This is a genomic window from Clostridium ljungdahlii (assembly GCF_001636845.1).
GTDB lineage: Bacteria > Bacillota > Clostridia > Clostridiales > Clostridiaceae > Clostridium_B > Clostridium_B ljungdahlii_A.
Window position 1 is genome coordinate 189,647 of record NZ_LITT01000011.1, and the last position, 19,681, is coordinate 209,327.

Sequence of the window (19,681 nt, forward strand, 5' to 3'; positions counted from 1 at the left end):
AGCAAAAATGGGGGAGCAATTATGTGGGAGATATATAATAACCTTATTTCAAAAATACCAGAAAATATAGAAATAAAGAGATGCTTAATGGGAGTAAATTGGTTTTTAGTGGAGTCTGAGGGAATTGGCATGGCAATGAGACCTTTAGAAGTGTATGGCAAGGTAAGTATTCCTGAGCATATAGCAGGAATGAAAGTTTGTGAAATAGCTAGGTATATAAAGTCTTGGAACAATTACGAGGCGGCACTTGGATTGGCAGCAATAAATTCTGTAATAAATACTGAAAATAATGTTTATAAAATTTATCCCGGTGATTTAAATGGACAACCTAATGAATCTTCATTTATATCGCTAAAAGAACAAATAATAGGAAAAAATGTGGCAGTAATTGGACATTTCCCGAGAGTAGAAGCGCTTAGGAGAATATGTAAGCTGTCAATACTAGAAAGGAAACCTGATGAGGGAGATTATCCTGATCCAGCCTGTGAGTATATTTTACCGTATCAGGATTATATTTTTATAACAGGAACAACTATTATAAATAAAACTCTTCCAAGGCTTCTTGAATTGAGCAAAAATGCAAATGTAATATTGGTTGGCCCAAGTGTTCCTATAACTGAAATGTTGTTTAGTTATGGGGTTGATGTATTAGCTGGTACAGTCATTGTTGAAAAGGAAAGAGCTTGGGATGTTATACAAGAAGGCAATCCAACAAAGTTTTTTAAACGTGGCGCCAGAAGGGTTAACATAAGTTTTGAAGATTATAAAAATGTACAATGGAAAGATGAAATTCAGTTAAGTAAGAAAGATATTTGAAAGAGCATCAAATTAAGCTATTTGAAACAGGTAAAGCTGTCTAATTAACATAAAAAGTTAAGATAGGATGTGAAAGTATAATGAAAAAAGTAAGAAGAACTAGAAATTTAATTGCAATTATTTTTGCAGCTGTGTTTTTGTTAGCAGGATGTGGACAAAGTAACGCAGATTCCACAAAGAGTAGTGAAAAATCGCAGCAAAAAGTTATAACTGATGCTGCAGGGCAGAAAGTGAAAGTTCCTGCCAAAATTGATAAAATAGCAGATGCATGGCCGGCACACAATGAAATGGTAACTATGCTTGGAGCTGGAAATAAGATAGTTTCAACGATTTCTACTCCGCAATCTGTTCCTTGGCTTTATAAAGTAAATCCACAGATGAAAAGTGCAGTTACTGACTTTACAAATGAAAATGTAAATACAGAAGAAGTTTTAAAGACAAAACCTGATATATTGTTTATGCCGATAAATTCTAAGACGGCAGGAAAGGTAAAGGAGCTTGGGATTCCTACAGTACAATTAAATTTTACGGACTTTGACAGCATGAAAAAGACTGTTAAATTAACAGGAGAAGTCCTTGGAGGGGACTCAGTAAAGAGAGCGAACAAATATGTTTCTTATTTAGATAGCAAATTGAAAATGGTAACAGATGTAACATCCAAGGTACCGGATTCACAAAAACCAAAAGTATTACATATAATATCTTTTTCACCACTTACGGTAGATGGAAAGAATACTATAATTGATTCATGGATAAAAGCAGCAGGTGGAATAAATGCGGCATCTGAAATAACTGGTAATATGAAAGTAATTTCTACAGAGCAAATACTCAAATGGAACCCAGATGTTATAATACTTGGAAGTAATACTTTAACTGATGCGAAAAGTGCTATAAAGAATATAGACCAGTTAACTCAAAATTCAACTTGGAGCCAGATAAATGCTGTTAAGAATAGGAAGGTTTATATAAATCCAACAGGAGCATTTTTGTGGGACAGGTATGGTGCAGAAGAAGCATTACAGATACAATGGGCAGCAAAGACACTTCATCCTGATAAATTTAAAAATTTGGATATGGTTAAAGAAACTAGAAACTTTTATAAGACATTTCTGAATTATGATCTTACAGAGGAAGAGGCAAACAAAATTATAAATGATAAAAACCCTGATTAATTAATGCTAATAAAAATAATATATAAGAGAGTAACATATTTTTTATTAGACGATGTAGAAATGGATAAAATCATTTGAAACATTAAGTTGGCGAGGAGCAGAAGATAAATCTACTCCTCACAAAATCTAAATAATTTAAACCACTTTTGTTTCTTTTGTTTCTTTCTCTCCTTTCGGCTGATATATTCAGATTGATTATTTTGAATTTGTTCAACTAATTCTTTAGTATTTGTAATAGAATCAAATAGGGAATTTTTATCATTTAATATCTTAGATAAATTATCATTAATTAAAGAACTGCTTTTTTCAATATCGCTTTTAATGATATTTGTATTGTTTTGCATAATATCTGAAACAGATTGTCTAATAATAGTTTCTATTTCAGGTTTTATCAAATTGGATATTGCTTGTGCTGCAAATTCTAAATCTTTTTGATTACTAAATAGGGAAGAATCATTATCTAAGAAATATTGTTTGATTTGTTGTGTTGTATAATGTTTTTCTTTGGATAAGTATTGAATCATTTTTAACTTGTTAATATCATCTTCAGTAAAATTTCTATATTTACAGTGATGATTAGAGTTTAAATAATCTTTGAAGGTCAGGCAGTAATTTCTAATTGCTTGAGTGCTGGTATTTAATAATTTTGCAACATCTTTTGTCTTGTAAGTATTTATTTTGAAATCGCTTATGTTTATTGATTTGTTTTCCATAGTTATCACTCCTTTTACAATATTATACAATTAATTGGAAATATTATCAAGACAATTTTTATATAAAATGCTTATTGTAAATAAAGTTATTGACATGGAAAAATTCTGTAAGGTAATTTTGCTTAATTACTTTATAATATAATATTTTAAGGATATTTTTTACTCAATTACAATATTTTATATTAGAGAGCGATTATATTTTATCATTGATTTTTTAATGTTGGTACATAGAGATTTTCTCATTTTCTATTTCTATTGATGTATACTTTGATAATTTTATCCGATGCCAAGAACTCTGTTTATCCGATCGCTACCATTGCTAACACCCCCATCACACACAGCGAAAGCGACTATCGCCAAATCAAAGATTTGGGATATCTGCCTTTCTATCAAAGTGGGGGATAAGCACTGCTACGCGCCTGGATAACGATTTCTCCTAAAGGATAACGCCTTCTAAGTGCTGAAGCACTAAGAAGCCTGTTAATAAGCATCAGATGGAGTCAAAAACTCAACCTGATGCTAAGAACTCTGTTTATAAAAAGTGAGGAAGTCCTATGATATAAATTTTAGCCCTTATGGGGCTAGAAAAATAAAAGCCTTAGAATTATCTTAAAGGCTAAAATAACTTATAAGGGGGTAATTGAATATGAAACTTAACTCTTTTGTAGTAGCTGATGCCCATAAATGTATAGGGTGTAAAGCTTGTGAACTTGCCTGTGCTGCTTCTCATTCTGATAATGATGGAAAGACAGTGGGAACAGTAGAGACTCCAATTATGCCGCGGCTATTTCTCGTTAAAACGGCGGAAGTAACTGTGCCTATTCAATGCCGACAGTGTGAAGATGCTCCTTGTGCCAATGTTTGCCCGGTAAGGGCTATTAGTCAGGTCGATAATAAAATTTTGGTTAATACTGAAGCTTGTATAGGATGTAAAACTTGCATAATGGCTTGCCCATTTGGTGCAATGGATCTTGTACCTAAGTATAAAGATGGCCAACTAGTTACTCAGAATGTGCTTATGTCTGAAACGGATAATGGTTTAGTAAAAAAGGAAGTAGTTGTGGCACATAAGTGTGATTTGTGTATTGAACAGCCTGATGGTCCAGCTTGTGTTAGGGCATGTCCAGAGAAAGCATTAGAACTTATTGTACCAAAACAAGTAAAAAAGAAACGAAACATAGAGGCAGTTGATAATCTTTGGAATTTGGTGAAAGGTGTTTTTGACTAGAAGCTTAATTTAAAATAAGATAGGAGGCGATTGTTTTGATAGTTAAGACTGAAGGTATTGTCAAAATTGATAAAGAGTTGTGTACAGGATGCAAACGATGTGCAGATGTTTGTCCTGTAGATGCTATAGAAGGTGAAAAAGGACAACCTCAAATAATTAATACTGAACGTTGTGTTTTGTGTGGTCAGTGTGTACAAATTTGCAGTGCTTATGCATCTGCATTTGATGAAGATATTACTCCTCGTGAGCAAAAGATAAAAGAGCGTAATATGCTCCCCTCTGTTAAAGAGCCCCTATTTGCATCCTACTATACAGGCCATGCCATAGAAGTAAAAGAGGCCTTAGCAAATTCTAAACTTTTTACTATGGTTCAATGTGCACCAGCAGTACGTGTAGCTATTGCTGAAGAATTTGGTATGCCACTTGGAAGTTTAACACCAGGGAAAATGGCAGCTGCACTAAGAGGGCTAGGTTTTGATCGAATTTATGATACTAATTTTGCTGCTGATCTCACTATTATGGAGGAAGGTAATGAACTTATTAAAAGGGTTACTGAAGGTGGAGTACTGCCCATGTTCACTTCATGTTGTCCTGCTTGGGTAAAATTTATTGAACAGGATTACCCGGAACTTATTCCGCATCTGTCGTCTTGTAAATCTCCACAGCAAATGGAAGGTGCTCTGCTTAAGACATATGGTGCACAGATTGATGGTGTAGATGCTGGCAAGATTTATAGCGTTTCAGTTATGCCTTGCATTTGCAAAAAATTTGAATGTGAACGTCCTGAAATGAAAGATAGCGGATATCAGGATGTAGATGTTGCAATTACTACACGGGAACTTGCACAATTAATCAAGGATGCTGGCATTGATTTTAATGATTTGCCTGAAAAAGAATTTGACAAGCCACTTGGAACTTATTCTGGGGCAGGTACTATTTTTTGTGCTACTGGCGGTGTTATGGAAGCTGCCCTGCGTACTGCATATAAATTGATTACTAAAGAAGAGATTTCAGATGTCGATCTCAAATTCATAAGAGGCGGCGAAGGAGTAAGAAGTTCAGAGGTTAAAATAGGAGATTTGACACTAAAAGTAGCAGTAGTTGCTGGTCTGAAAAATGTTATACCAGTTTTAGAAGCAATTAAAGCTGGGAAAGCAGATTTCCATTTCATTGAAGTGATGACTTGTCCAGTTGGATGTGTTAGTGGAGGCGGACAACCTAAGGTATTGATACCTGATGAAAAAGCTGATGCTTATACTAATCGTACATGCAGTACGTATGTACATGATGAAAATATGGAATATAGAAAATCACATGACAATCCTGAAATACAGAAAATTTATAAAGAATTCTTGGTAGAAGATAATATTCATCATTTGCTTCATACTACGTATACACCAAGGAGGTAAGTATATTGAATACCTTTAATGATAGTATTAAAAATAAGCAGTGATTTAAAGATAATGTAATTAATTTTGAGAGAACGTACCTAGATTTGAGAAAATCAGATCTAGGTACGTTATTTTGTATAAGGAATATTCACGTTTGTTACAAATCGCAATTAAGATTATACTATTAATAATAAATAGATTAGAAGAGGAGGAGTAAAATGGAAATTAAAAAATATAATGTCCCCAATATGATTTTAATTGGTTCAACTGCTAGAAACAGTGGAAAAACTACTCTTGCTGTTTCAATAATAAATAAATATAAATTAAGTAGACCAGTGGTAGCACTAAAAGTAACAACTATCCAGGAGAAAAATGGGAAATGCATACGTGGAGGAGAAGGTTGTGGAGTATGTTCAAGCTTAAAAGGAAATTTTGAGATAACGAAAGAGTTAAATTCAGACAATAATAAGGATACATCTTTACTATTAGCTGCTGGAGCAGAGAATGTTTACTGGTTAAAAGCATTGAAGAATAATATATACGAAGGGTTTAATGCATTTATTGCTAAAATACCTAAAAATGCTCTTATAGTATGTGAATCAAATAGCTTACAAAAAGTTGTTAATCCAGGCATCTTTATTATGATAAAAAATTCCAAAGATAATCAAATGAAAAAGTCAGCAAGTGAAGTTATAGATCAAGCTGATATAACTATAGAAAATAACTTTAATAATGATTTTGAAAAAGTAATAAAAGAAATAGAGAATATAATTAATTGATCAAATTTAATTACATAAAAAATTCTATGTAACTGATTTCTAATGAAATTCTAATCTTTAACTAATTGTCTTCTAATTATTCCCCAGTAGCATATAGGCATAGAGAAAATTCATTATTAAAAAATAGTTGTAGGGAGGAATTAAGATGACAATTTCAATTGAACAAATTGATTCATTAAGAAAAAGGGCAAATGTAAGCTATAAGGAGGCCAAGGAGGCACTTGAAAAATGCAACGGTGATTTGGTAGAAGCACTTTTGTATTTAGAGGAACAGAATAAAATCAAGCCAGAGCATGAAAGCATAAAGGGATCACCTTTTATTAAAAAAATTAAAAATATTATTTTAAAGGCTAACAAGATAAAATTTGTAATATCTAAAGATGATAAAACAATTTTAAATTTACCGTCTACTCTAGCAGTTTTACTTTGTATATTTGCATTTCCTGTTGCAATAGCTGTTGTAGTCATTGCTTTAATTACAAGTTGTAAGATAAGATTTCATAAAGAAAGTGGAGAAGAATGCAGTATTAATAGTAAAATAGATAAAGTTACTGATGTCGTGAACAATGCCAAAGATAAAATAACAGAAGAGATTAAGAATGCATAAAATAAAGCCTGCTTATGATTTTTCATAAAGCAGGTTCTATTTTTGTCTAGAATTTAGCTTATTATAAGGATTGTGATGAGTAAAAAAGGTATAATAAAATTAAAAAAAGTACAGGAGGATAATATGGCCGGTGAAAAAATTCTTATTGTAGAAGATGAAGTGAAAATTGCAAGGTTTGTTGAGTTGGAACTTCAACACGAAGGGTATATTATAGATAAAGCTATAGATGGAAGAGACGGACTAGAAAAAGCTTTAAATGAAAACTTTGATCTTATAATACTTGATGTAATGCTTCCTTCTTTAAATGGAATGGAAGTACTAAGGAGGTTAAGGCAAACTTCAGAGGTTCCTGTTATCATGCTTACTGCAAAAGATGAAATAATGGATAAAGTAATGGGACTTGATATTGGTGCAGATGATTACATTACAAAACCCTTTGCTATAGAAGAACTTCTTGCACGTATTCGTGTTACATTTAAGCATAAAAGGGTTGCATCAGATAAATCTGGCATTATAGAAATAGGCAGGTTGAAACTTAATAAGAGTAAATATCTTACTACATATAATAATGAAGTAATAGAACTAACAAAAACAGAATTTGATCTATTAAAATATTTAATGGTAAACAAAAATATAGTACTTTCAAGGGAAAATATTCTTGAAAAAGTATGGGGATATGATTATACAGGGGATACTAATGTAGTGGACGTCTATATTCGTTATTTGAGAAGTAAGATAGATGATAGATTTAATTACAAATTTATTTATACCATTCGAGGAGTGGGGTATCAATTAAAGGATGAATAAGATTAAACTTGTATTTAGAATAATAGTTAAAATCATAAAGATTTTGTTTTTACTATTAGAGCGTGTTTTGAAGATTTTACCTAAATATTTAATCAGGGCACTTGAAAACATAGAAAACAAACTTAGATTTTCCATTAGCTTTAAAATAACAGTAACTTATGTATTCACCTTTGTGATAATTTTTTTCTTCATTACTTTAGGGATAATTGGAAGTTTTAATTATTATATGCAAAATGGTAGAAAAGATAATTATATAGTAGTCCTTTTAGAAATTTTAGCAGTATGGAATATTATAGGATTAATCATCATAATAATAATTGGTTCAAAGGCCAGTAAAAAATTTTTATCTCCTGTGTATACTATGGCGGATACAGTAAAAAAAATATCTATAGATGATTTGGATAAAAGACTTGATATTAAGGGATCAAAAAATGAACTTAAGGATTTAGCAAAAACTTTTAATGATATGATGGACAGAATTCAAAGTTCTATAGAGAAACAAAATCAATTTGTTTCTGATGCATCACATGAACTGAGAACACCTATTTCCGTAATTCAAGGATATGCTAATATGTTAGACCGCTGGGGAAAAGATGATAAAGACGTGCTTGAAGAATCCATTGATGCTATAAAAAGTGAATCTAAAAGCATGAAAGACTTGATTGAGAAACTTTTATTTCTTGCAAGGGGAGATAAAAATACTCAAAAAGTTGAGAAAGAAAATTTCATGATGAATGAGCTGATAGATGAAATAGTAAAGGAGACAAAATTAATTGATGATGTCCATAAAATAGAAAATGATCATAATGATGAATTTAGCATCAATGCTGACAAAAAGCTCATAAAGGAAGCTATAAGAATTTTCATAGACAACAGTATCAAATATACCGAGAAAGGTGAAAGCATAAAAATTGACTCCTATAAAAAAGAAAAGGAAGCTATAATAACCATTGCAGATAATGGTACAGGAATTTCAAAGGAAGATTTACCTCATATATTTGATAGATTTTATAGAGCTGACAAATCTAGAACCAAAAGTAGTGGAGGTACAGGGTTAGGTCTTTCAATTTCAAAGTGGATAATAGATAAGCATAATGGAAAAATTCATGTTTGGAGTGAAATAGGAATAGGTACTATAATAAAAGTCACTTTGCCAATATAAATTGAATGTTTTGTCGTATTGTTATATAATTTTATTAGGCTCATATTTTGGGAATATGGGCCTTTAGATTACAGAAAAAGAGGTAAATATTATGGAGATTACTAACTTTAATCCGCAGGATGTAATATTTGCACTAGATATAGGTACAAGAACCGTAATAGGTACTGCTGGAATAGTGAAGGATAAAAAATTTAATATAGTATCAGAACATTGCGTGGAACATGAAGAAAGGGCAATGATTGATGGGCAGATACATGATGTAGGTCTTGTGGCAAATGCAGTAAATGCTATAAAGAAAAAAATAGAAGAAGATCTAAATATGAAATTAGAAAATGCGGCAATAGCAGCAGCAGGAAGATTTCTAAGAACTGTATCTGTAAAAGAGGATATGAGCATTGATTATGATAAGGAAATAGATAGGGATACCATAAGGAGTCTTGAGTTAACTGCGGTGAAGTCTGCGGAAAAGCAGGTAACTAAAAATACAAAGGGAAGGTTGTATTGTGTAGGGTATAGTGTGAAAAGCTATTATCTAAATGGTTATCTTATAAGTAATCTATTGGCACATAAAGGAGAAAATATATCGGTAGAAGCTATAGCAACCTTTCTTCCAAGGTCTGTAGTAGACAGTTTGTATTCTGTTATGGAAAAAGTAGGTCTTCAGGTAGTAAGTTTGACTTTAGAGCCTATTGCAGCTATGGAAGCTGCAATTCCACAAAATCTAAGACTCTTAAATTTAGCACTAGTAGATGTAGGAGCGGGAACTTCGGATATAGCAATAAGCAGTAAGGATACTATAAGCGCTTATGGGATGGTATCCCAGGCAGGGGATGAAGTTACCGAAGTTATAGCACAAAATTATTTAGTCGATTTTAACACTGCGGAAAAGATAAAAAAACAGTGTAATGAAAATGAAACTATAAAGTATACAGATGTTTTAGGTATAGAAAATAAAATATCTTCTGAAGAAGTTATAAAGCTCATAAATCCTGTTGTTAATAAAATAGCAGATGAAATTGGAAATAAAATAGTTGAGCTAAATGGAGACAAACCGCCTAATGCAATTTTTCTTGTTGGTGGAGGAGCTCATACTCCGGAATTGAAGGAATTCTTAGCTAAAAAGTTGAACATGCCTCTCCAAAGAATTGCCATAAAGGGAAGAGAGGCGGTTACGGACTGTGTATGTCTTGACAATTCTCTTGGAAGTACAGGGGTTACTGTTTTAGGTATTGCACTTATTTCCATAAGAAGACTAGGACATGGATTTATTGATGTAATGTTAAATGGAAATGTAATAAGTCTTTTTAATTCTCATGGACATACGGTAATGGATGTAATGCTGCAGGCAGGAATCAATCCTAAGGCATTAATAGGGAAAAACGGTAAAAATATAAGATTTACAGTAAATGGTATAAAAAGAGTAGCTTTTGGTACTTTAGCTTCCAATACCAAAATAACTGTGAATGGAATTGAAAAAAGCATGGATGAGGAAATTAAAGAGGGAGACGACATAGAAATAAAGTATGCAATTAATGGAAAAAATGCTGTACCTAAAGTGATAGACTACATACAAAAGTCCTATTCTGTGAGCTTTTTTATAAATGATTTAATAGAAAATTTAGAACCTGCAGCATATATAAATGAAAATAGAGTAAAATTGGATAGTATCATAAATGAAGGAGATAATGTAGATATAATCTTACCGGAAACCATTTCTGACTATGAAAAATATTTTTCAACTGACAGTGAAGAGGAATTTGTATATTATTTAGATGGAAACAAATTAGATAAAAAATATATTATAAATGAAGGGGACAGAATTTATAGAATAACTAAAGTAGAAGACGAAAAAGATAAGAATTCTAAAGAAGAAAGACAGGAAAATTTAAATTCAGAAAAGGTGGCTTTAGAAGCGGTTCCAAAGGAAGAAAATATAATCAAAGATAAAGAGGATGAATTACGAGAACCTACTTTGGAGGAAAAAAGTAAGGATACAAATGAAATAACTGTAGTTGCAAATGGAAAAACTGTAGTGCTGACGGGAAAAAAGGATTATATATTTGTGGACATATTTAATCATATAGAATTTGATCTAACAAAAATTAAGGGGAAACTGTATTTGCATTTAAATGGAAACAATGCAGGTTATTATGATAAGTTATCTGAAGGAGACATAATAGAATTAGGTTGGGAATAAGTATTGATACTAATATTGGAGGAACAAATATGCAGAGAAATTTTTTGAAAATGGCAGAATCTATGAAACAAGAATTGATTGAAACGAGAAGGGATTTTCATAGGCATCCAGAACTTGGATATGATTTAGAAAGAACTTCTGGCAAAGTAAAACAATTTTTAAATAAATGGGGCATAGAATATAAGGACGCGGCCCGTACAGGAATATGTGCAATAATAAGAGGAAAAGGTACTAAAACTATAGGAATAAGAGCTGATATGGATGCACTTCCTTTAGAAGATAAAAAAGTTTGTGACTATTCTTCAGAGGTTAAGGGGAAAATGCATGCCTGCGGCCATGATGCACACACAACTATACTTCTTGGAGCTGCTAAAATCTTAAACTCTATAAAAGATGAATTAAGAGGAAATGTAAAATTGTTTTTTGAACCTGCAGAAGAAACGACAGGTGGAGCTAAGTTAATGATAGAAGAGGGAGTGCTTGAAGATCCAAAGGTTGATAGAGTAATAGGACTTCATGTAGAGGAAAATATAGAAGTTGGAAATATAGGACTTAAACTTGGAGTAGTAAATGCAGCTTCTAATCCTTTTGATATAAAAATTAAGGGAGTGGGTTCTCATGGAGCAAGACCTCATATGGGAATTGACCCTGTGGTAATAGCAAGCCATGTAGTAATAGCACTTCAGGAAATTATAAGCAGGGAACTTCCTCCTACAGATGCAGGAGTAATAACTATAGGATCAATTCATGGAGGTACAGCTCAAAATATAATACCAGATGAAGTCACAATATCAGGTATTATAAGGACTATGAAAACAGAGCATAGGGAATACGTAAAGAAAAGGCTTTGTGAAATAACAAATGGAATAGTTAATTCTTTTAGGGGAAAATGTGAAATAGATATACAGGAAAGCTATCCTTGCCTTTATAATGACGATAGGGCAGCACAGGATATTTTAAATGCAGCATATGACGTTATAGGTAAAGATAAAGTAAAGATACTTGAGAAGCCAAGCATGGGCGTAGAAAGTTTTGCTTATTTTTCTATGGAAAGGCCTTCTGCCTTTTATTATTTAGGATGTAGAAATGAAGAAAAACAAATAGTACATCCTGCTCATGGAAATTTATTTGATGTAGATGAAGATTGCATTCCTATTGGGGTTGCCATACAGTGCAAGGCAGCTTATGATTTTTTAAGATAGTATACTGTTTAAATGTACTTAGAGTTTTATTGTAATGGGTGTAAACTTTAAGTATATTTTTTATGTAGAAAAACAAGTATAAGGATGTAAGGTATTTTCTTTCAAATGCCTAAGTTAAAAATTATATTTCTATTTATTGATTTAGTTAATAATAGTAGTATATAATTAGGTGTTGTCCATATAAAGTTGTAAATTTTAAGACTTAGGAGAGATTGATATGAAATTGGAGATAGGAAAGAACGAAGCTGGTCAAAGATTAGATAAGTTTTCAAGAAAATGGCTTCAGGATGTGCCACTTAGTGGTATATACAGAGCTATAAGAAAAGGTGATATTAAAGTAAATGGAAAAAAAGCTAAAGAAAAATATTTCCTTTTGGAAGGAGATATAGTAAATGCAGAATACATAACTTCTAAGGAAACAAAATCTAAATTTGAAAGAATAGACAATGGTTTCTTAAAGATAATTTATGAAGATAAAAATATGCTTTTGGTAGAAAAATGGCCTGGAGTTTTGGTGCATTCAGATAAAAATTCCAAGGATGCTACTTTAACTGATTATGTACTTTCACATTTGTATGATAGGGGAGAATTTAATCCAGAAGAAGAGGTTACTTTTACTCCATCACCTTGTAATAGATTAGACAGGAATACTTCTGGTATTGTTATTTATGGGAAAAATTATGAAGCATTGAAGTTATTGAATGAGATGATAAGGGAAAGAAGTATAAAGAAGTATTATATAGCTCTTGTAATTGGAAAAATAAAAGATGGAGTTTATGAAGGTTACATAAAAAAAGATAGAACAAATAACAAATCCAGTGTAAGCAATACACCGGAAAAAGATTCAAAAAAGATATCTATGAGAGTAAAAAATGTTAACACCTGCGGCATATATTCATTGATACAACTTGAGCTAATTACAGGTAGAAGCCATCAGTTGAGGGCTCATTTGGCATACTTAGGAAATGCCATAGTAGGAGATAGTAAATATGGTGTTTCAAATATAAATAGTTTTTTCTACAATAAATATGGTTTGGATTATCAATACTTATATGCATATAAGTTAAACTTTAGGAGCTGTCCTGAAAAACTTAATTATATGGAAAACAAGACCATAACAGAGGGACTTCCACCTATATTAAAGAAAATAAAAAAGGATATATTTAATAAATTCTAATATTTTAGGATATTAATAGTTTTTGATAGGGAGTTTTAAATTATGAAAGAACAGTCAACAACTAAAGGGTTTGCCATACTTTCTATAGCAGGGATGGCCGTAAAAATATTATCTGTTATATATATACCCCTTATGATGAAAATAATAGGTGAAGAGGGTTATGGATTATATGGTGCATCTTATCAGGTATATACCTTTGTTTTCGTACTTACGAATGCAGGTATACCTGTAGCTATATCAAAGCTTATATCTGAATTGAATGCAGTAGGTAATTATAGAGATGCAGTAAGGGGATTTAAAATAGCTAGATTTATTCTGGTCATTTTGGGAATAGTAATGGCATCTTTTCTAATTATATTTTCAGGACCTTTAGCTAGTATAACAAAGTATAACAAGGCGTATTTATCGCTTCTAACTTTAGCACCAGCTATATTTTTCACTTCCATTGCTTCTGCCTATAGGGGATATTTTCAAGGAAGGGCAAACATGACGCCTACAGCAGTGTCACAGGTCATAGAACAAATAGTAAATACCATATTTGCACTTGTATTTGCAGCGTATTTAATGAGGTATGGAGTGGAAGTAGGTTGTACTGGAGGGCCTATTGGAACTTCTTTTGGAGCTCTCGCTTCTGCTACATTTTTAATATATTGTTATGAAAAAAATAAAAAAGTAAGGCTTCCCCAAAATTATGTGGAAGTAAGTAGGACAAGACTTACCACATCACAGCTTGTGAAAAAAATTATAAAATATGGAGTACCTATAACTTTGTGTGTTGGAATGACCTATGCTGGGAGCTTAGTAGATTTAACTAATACTAAAACAAGGCTTATGGTTGGAGGAATAAGTGATACTAATGCCACTATACTTTATGGATACTTAAACAAATATCAGCAGCTTTTGAATGTGCCTATTGCTATAATATCTTCGCTTTCTGCAGCAATACTTCCAGCTATATCAGCAGCTTTTGCTGTTAAGGATAGAAAAAGGGTAAAAGATAAGATAAACTATTCCTTTAGGCTTTGTTTTTTAATTGCAATACCTTGTGCAGTTGGATTTTCTGTTTTAAGTGGACACATATACGAGCTTTTAAAGTTTGGAAAAGCATATTATATTATGGAATGTGGTTCTATAGTGCTTGTACTTATGTCAATAATGCAAATACAAACAACCATTTTGCAAAGTGTTGGAAAGCTGTTTACTGCTACCTTTTATTCTGTAATAGGTATAATAGTAAAAATATGTATAAATTATGTTCTTATTGCAATACCTAATATAAATATATTAGGGGCAATAGTAGGAAGTATAGTGGGATTTGTCATACCTATAATATTAAACCATATAATTATTAGAAAATCTTTAAATGCAAAAGTTAGTCTTATAAGGCATGCTGTTAAACCAGGAATTGCTTCTGTAATTATGGGAATAGCTGTAGTTGCTTCTTCTTTTGTTATGGATTTCTTATTTGGATTTATAAAAATCACGTATATTCCAAATGCTATTTCTACGATAGTATCTGTTTTAGTAGGAATAATTACATATGTTTTTACTATGGCACTAATTGGTGGCATAAGAAAAAGAGATATGGAATTGCTGCCTGGTGCAGCACGAAAATTAATACCAGGCTTTATATTGAGAAAAGTAAAATAAAATAGTATAAATAGAAAATTGAAATATTTTTTTAAAAAACTTGCATTGCAAAATAAAATATGATAAAATTAGTCTTATTAAAATGCTAATGACTTATAACATGATTGGTATTTTACAGCAATATATCAAGTTTGATAATTAAATAACTATAATTAAGGAAATTTTAAAATGCATTTCTAGGGGTCAGGGAAATGCATTTTTATTCAAAAAAATTTAGACGGGGGCTGAAAACATGAAATATAATTTAGGATTCCCTTCAAAACAAGGATTATATGATCCTGATTATGAAAAGGATTCTTGTGGGGTAGGATTTATAGCCAGTATAAAAGGTGAAAAAACCCATGATATTGTAAAAAAAGGTGTTAAAATTTTAGTTAACTTAACTCACAGAGGAGCAGTAGGAGCTGATACTAAAACAGGAGATGGTGCAGGCATACTTGTCCAAATTCCAGATGAATTTTTTAGAATAAATTGTGACAATTTAGGAATAGAATTACCTGAACCGGGTGAATATGCTGTAGGTATGGTGTTTTTTCCAAAAGAAACTGCAATAAGGCTGCAGTGTGAGGGAATACTTGAAAGGGCAGCAGAAGAAGAAGGACAGAAAATTTTAGGCTGGAGAGATGTACCTACAGATAATAGAAGTATTGGTGAAACAGCTAAGGGTACTGAACCTATTATAAGACAGATATTTATAGGTAAAAATGCACAAAATCAAACTGATTTTGAAAGAAAACTTTATATAATCAGAAAAAAAGTTGAAAATGAAGTTAAAAAAACTCTTGAAGGTGCAGCAAAGTCTTTTTATGTATGCAGTCTTTCAAGTAAAACTATAGTTTATAAAGGATTATTACTGGCAGATCAAATAAAGAAATTTTACATTGATTTAAATGATATAAACTTTAAAAGTGCCATTGCATTAGTACATCAAAGGTACAGCACAAATACTTTTCCAACTTGGGATTTGGCACAACCTTTTAGATTTCTTGGACATAATGGTGAAATAAATACCATAAGAGGAAATAGAAACTGGATGAGGTCACGTGAAGGTGTACTGAAATCTGAGGCTTTCGGAAAGGACATTAAGAAACTCTTTCCTATAATAAGTGAAGGGGGAAGTGATTCTGCGTCTCTTGATAATGTATTGGAGTTATTATATGAAGATGGAAAATCCTTACCACATGCACTTATGCTTCTCATACCAGAAGCGTGGGAAGGAAATGAATATATGGAAGAATATAAAAGGGCTTTTTACGAGTACCACGGCTCTCTTGTAGAACCTTGGGATGGACCTGCTGCGGTTGCATTTTCTGATGGTGTACAAGTTGGTGCTACTCTTGATAGAAATGGACTAAGGCCTTTAAGATATATGATAACTAAAAATGGTCTTGTAGTACTTGCATCAGAGACAGGAGTACTAGAATTTAAGGATGAGGATATAGAGGAAAAAGGAAAACTAAAACCAGGTAAAATGTTCTTGGTTGATACTGCCCAGGGAAGAATAATAGATGATGAAGAATTAAAAAGAGATATATGCAAGAGTAAGCCTTATGAAGAAATGCTTCCTAAATTAAAATTTACTCTTGATATGTTTAATGCAGTTAGAACGAGAGAAGAAATACCACCTGTAGTATTAAAGGAAAAACAACAGGCTTTTGGTTACTCTCTTGAAGATTTGAGTAAGATAATAGGACCTATGGCAAAGGATGGTAAAGAACCTGTGGGGTCTATGGGAAATGATACCCCTCTTGCAGTGCTTTCAAATAAAAATCAATTGCTTTTTGCGTATTTCAAACAACTTTTTGCCCAGGTAACCAATCCACCTATAGATTCTATAAGAGAAAGATTAGTAATGTCTCTTGCAAATTATATAGGTTCTACCCAGGCTAATATATTAAATGGTAAAGATGGAGAAATCTCAAACGATCCTTTTATAGAGATAAAAAATCCTACATTGACTAATGAGGAAATATCAAAAATAAAGAGCTTGAGAGACAAAAACTTTAAAACTACTACTATTCCTATTACATTTAAATGTGATACAGGAGTAGAAGGTTTTAAGGAAGCTCTTGAAAAAATTTGTGAGAGGGCTTCAAAGAGAATAAAAGAAGGATACAATATATTAGTTTTAAGTGATAAAAATGTTGATTCTTATGAGGCTGCAATACCAAGTTTATTAGCAGTTTCAGCAGTTCAGCACCATTTAATTAGAGAAAAGACACGTACAAAAGTTTCAATTATTGTAGAAACTGGAGAAGCAAGAGAAACTACGCATTTTGCACTTTTAATAAGTTATGGTGCTTCTGCAGTTAACCCTTATCTTGTATATCAAACTATAGATGAAATGATAAAGGAAAATGATATAGTTGGGATTACACCAGAAGAAGCAAAGAAAAATTATATTAAGGCTATAAATCAGGGAATACTTAAAATACTTTCCAAAATGGGTATATCTACACTGCAAAGTTATCATGGTGCACAAATATTTGAAGCAATAGGTCTTGATTCAGAATTTGTAAATAAATATTTTGAGGGTACGTCATCTAGAATAGGTGGTATAGGCATTGATGTAGTTGCAAAGGAAGTACTTGCAAGACATAAAAATGCTTTTAATAAAATAAGAAAACCTATTTCCGAGCTCAATGTAGGTGGTAACTATTCCTGGAGAAAAGGAGGAGAGTTTCATCTCTTTAATCCTGAAACTATATACAAACTTCAGGTTGCAGCAAGAACTAATGACTATGGCATATATAAGCAGTATGCTAAAGTAATAAATGAACAAGATAAAAATTTATGTACAATAAGAGGCTTGTTTCAATTTAAAAAGGGAAATGAAATACCTATAGAAGAGGTTGAACCAGTAAGTGAAATTCTTAAAAGATTTTGTACGGGAGCTATGTCCTTTGGTTCCATAAGCAAAGAAGCTCATGAAACTATAGCTATAGCTATGAATAGAATAGGTGGAAGGAGCAATACTGGAGAAGGTGGAGAGGACCCTGATAGATATGTACTAGATCCAAATGGTGACTCCAGAAGAAGTGCCATAAAACAGGTGGCATCGGCACGTTTTGGTGTAACTACAGAGTATCTGGCAAATGCAGATGAAATTCAGATAAAGATAGCACAAGGTGCAAAACCAGGAGAAGGTGGACAACTTCCAGGCAGGAAGGTTAATAAATATATTGCAAAAATAAGGTATTCGACTCCAGGTATAGACCTTATTTCACCACCACCTCACCATGATATATATTCAATAGAGGATTTAGCTCAATTAATATATGATTTAAAAAATGTAAATCCTAGTGCAGCTATAAGCGTAAAACTTGTGTCTGAAGTAGGAGTGGGAACAATTGCTGCTGGAGTTGCAAAGGCTCATGCAGATTTAATACTTATAAGTGGTCACGATGGAGGCACAGGGGCATCACCTATGTCATCTGTAAAAAATGCAGGAATACCTTGGGAACTTGGATTATCTGAAACACAACAAGTACTATTGCTAAATGATCTGCGAAGCAGAGTTAGAATTCAAACAGACGGACAGTTAAAGACAGGTAGAGATGTTGCAATTGCAGCACTTCTTGGAGCTGAAGAATTTGGCTTTGCAACTACTGCCCTTGTAGTAATGGGATGTACTATGCTCAGAAAATGCCATTTAAATACCTGTGATATGGGAATAGCTACCCAAGATCCTGAATTAAGAAAGAATTTTAAAGGAAAACCAGAGCATATAATAAATTTCCTTACTTTTATTGCCCAGGAAGTTAGAGAGTATATGGCAAAACTTGGATTTAGAACAATGAATGAAATGGTTGGAAGAGTAGATATGCTGGAGACAAAAAAGGCTATTACTCATTGGAAAGCTAAAGGTTTGGATTTGTCTGCCATACTTTATAAACCATATATGCCAAAGAGAATTAAATCCTACTGTGTAATACCACAGGATCATGGACTTGATAAGGCAATAGATTATAAACTCATCCAGATGACACAAAAGGCAATACAGGATAAGATAAAAGTTACTGCAAATTTGGAGATAAAAAATGTAAATCGTTCTGTTGGAACAATGCTAAGTGGAACAATTGCAAAGAAATATGGTGCCAAGGGACTTCCAGAAGATACTATAGTGTTAAATTTTAAGGGGTCAGCAGGACAGAGCTTTGGAGCCTTTGGAATAAATGGACTTACTCTACTTCTTGAAGGGGATGCCAATGATTATGTTGGAAAAGGTCTCTCTGGTGCTAAAATAGCTATAAAAACTCCTGAGAAGGCAACCTTTGTTGCAGAAAAGAATATCATAGCAGGTAATACCATTTTATATGGAGCTACATCAGGAAAGGTATTTGTAAATGGTACTGTAGGAGAAAGATTTGCAGTAAGAAATAGTGGAGCTACAGCTGTAGTTGAAGGTGTAGGAGACCACTGCTGTGAATATATGACTGGTGGAAGAGTAGTTATTATAGGCCAAACGGGAAGAAACTTTGCAGCTGGTATGAGCGGCGGTATAGCTTATGTACTTGATGAAGATGATTCTTTTGATAGAAAATGCAACATGGAAATGGTTGAAATTGCTCAAATGGTGGATGAGGATGATGTAAATACAGTATATAGTTTAATACAGGAACATTATAAATATACAGATAGTGTAAAAGCTAAAGAAATTCTTGAAAAATGGGATGTATATAAAGCCAAGTTTAAGAGGGTAATACCTACTGCATATAAACTTATACTGGAACAAACCAAATTAGAAGCAGCTGCTGCTTCTAATATGTAGGAGGTATCA

14 protein-coding genes are annotated in these 19,681 nt (G+C 32.4%); 13 read left to right on the forward strand and 1 reads right to left on the reverse strand.

The window, feature by feature from the left end; all coding sequences use genetic code 11:
* Nucleotides 1-21 precede the first annotated feature (21 nt).
* Together WY13_RS06215 and WY13_RS06220 are read left to right on the forward strand one after the other, a co-directional pair.
* The gene (locus tag WY13_RS06215) at nucleotides 22-816 is read left to right on the forward strand and encodes a DUF364 domain-containing protein (RefSeq protein ID WP_063554834.1); all 795 of its coding nucleotides are present in this window, start codon (nucleotides 22-24) and stop codon (nucleotides 814-816) included.
* An 80-nt stretch (nucleotides 817-896) separates the two neighbouring features.
* Nucleotides 897-1,988, forward strand: a complete 1,092-nt coding sequence (locus WY13_RS06220) for an ABC transporter substrate-binding protein (protein WP_063554835.1) — start codon at nucleotides 897-899, stop codon at nucleotides 1,986-1,988.
* 110 nt (nucleotides 1,989-2,098) lie between these two features.
* Here WY13_RS06220 and WY13_RS06225 read toward each other — a convergent pair whose 3' ends face one another.
* Nucleotides 2,099-2,701 carry a MerR family transcriptional regulator gene (locus WY13_RS06225; protein ID WP_063554836.1) on the reverse strand — a complete coding sequence of 201 codons (603 nt, stop codon included), beginning with the start codon at nucleotides 2,699-2,701 and terminating at the stop codon, nucleotides 2,099-2,101.
* Between the two features lie 646 nt (nucleotides 2,702-3,347).
* Here WY13_RS06225 and WY13_RS06230 point away from each other — a divergent pair.
* The 11 genes from WY13_RS06230 (at nucleotide 3,348) to gltB (ending at nucleotide 19,672) form a co-directional block, all read left to right on the forward strand.
* The gene (locus WY13_RS06230; RefSeq protein WP_063554837.1) at nucleotides 3,348-3,929 is read left to right on the forward strand and encodes a 4Fe-4S dicluster domain-containing protein; all 582 of its coding nucleotides are present in this window, start codon (nucleotides 3,348-3,350) and stop codon (nucleotides 3,927-3,929) included.
* A gap of 35 nt (nucleotides 3,930-3,964) precedes the next feature.
* Nucleotides 3,965-5,338, forward strand: coding sequence for a [FeFe] hydrogenase, group A (locus WY13_RS06235; RefSeq protein WP_156498979.1), 1,374 nt, complete (start codon nucleotides 3,965-3,967; stop codon nucleotides 5,336-5,338).
* Nucleotides 5,339-5,538: 200 nt separating this feature from the next.
* Nucleotides 5,539-6,099 (forward strand): hypothetical protein, encoded by a 561-nt coding sequence (locus tag WY13_RS06240; protein ID WP_063554839.1) that lies wholly within the window; start codon nucleotides 5,539-5,541, stop codon nucleotides 6,097-6,099.
* 145 nt (nucleotides 6,100-6,244) lie between these two features.
* Entirely contained in the window at nucleotides 6,245-6,706 is a 462-nt protein-coding gene (locus tag WY13_RS06245) for a DUF4342 domain-containing protein (protein WP_063554840.1), read from the forward strand.
* A gap of 123 nt (nucleotides 6,707-6,829) precedes the next feature.
* Nucleotides 6,830-7,513, forward strand: coding sequence for a response regulator transcription factor (locus WY13_RS06250; protein WP_063554841.1), 684 nt, complete (start codon nucleotides 6,830-6,832; stop codon nucleotides 7,511-7,513).
* Nucleotides 7,506-8,675, forward strand: a complete 1,170-nt coding sequence (locus WY13_RS06255; protein ID WP_063554842.1) for a sensor histidine kinase — start codon at nucleotides 7,506-7,508, stop codon at nucleotides 8,673-8,675. Before WY13_RS06250 ends, WY13_RS06255 begins: the two co-directional genes overlap by 8 nt.
* Nucleotides 8,676-8,766: 91 nt before the next feature.
* The gene (locus WY13_RS06260; RefSeq protein WP_063554843.1) at nucleotides 8,767-10,872 is read left to right on the forward strand and encodes a cell division protein FtsA; all 2,106 of its coding nucleotides are present in this window, start codon (nucleotides 8,767-8,769) and stop codon (nucleotides 10,870-10,872) included.
* A gap of 29 nt (nucleotides 10,873-10,901) precedes the next feature.
* Nucleotides 10,902-12,074, forward strand: a complete 1,173-nt coding sequence (locus WY13_RS06265; RefSeq protein ID WP_063555080.1) for a M20 metallopeptidase family protein — start codon at nucleotides 10,902-10,904, stop codon at nucleotides 12,072-12,074.
* 217 nt (nucleotides 12,075-12,291) lie between these two features.
* On the forward strand, nucleotides 12,292-13,251 hold the full coding sequence (locus tag WY13_RS06270; RefSeq protein WP_063554844.1) for an RluA family pseudouridine synthase: 960 nt from the start codon (nucleotides 12,292-12,294) through the stop codon (nucleotides 13,249-13,251).
* Nucleotides 13,252-13,293: 42 nt separating this feature from the next.
* Entirely contained in the window at nucleotides 13,294-14,901 is a 1,608-nt protein-coding gene (locus WY13_RS06275; RefSeq protein ID WP_063554845.1) for a putative polysaccharide biosynthesis protein, read from the forward strand.
* A gap of 232 nt (nucleotides 14,902-15,133) precedes the next feature.
* The gene (gltB, locus tag WY13_RS06280) at nucleotides 15,134-19,672 is read left to right on the forward strand and encodes a glutamate synthase large subunit (protein ID WP_063554846.1); all 4,539 of its coding nucleotides are present in this window, start codon (nucleotides 15,134-15,136) and stop codon (nucleotides 19,670-19,672) included.
* Nucleotides 19,673-19,681: the final 9 nt, after the last annotated feature.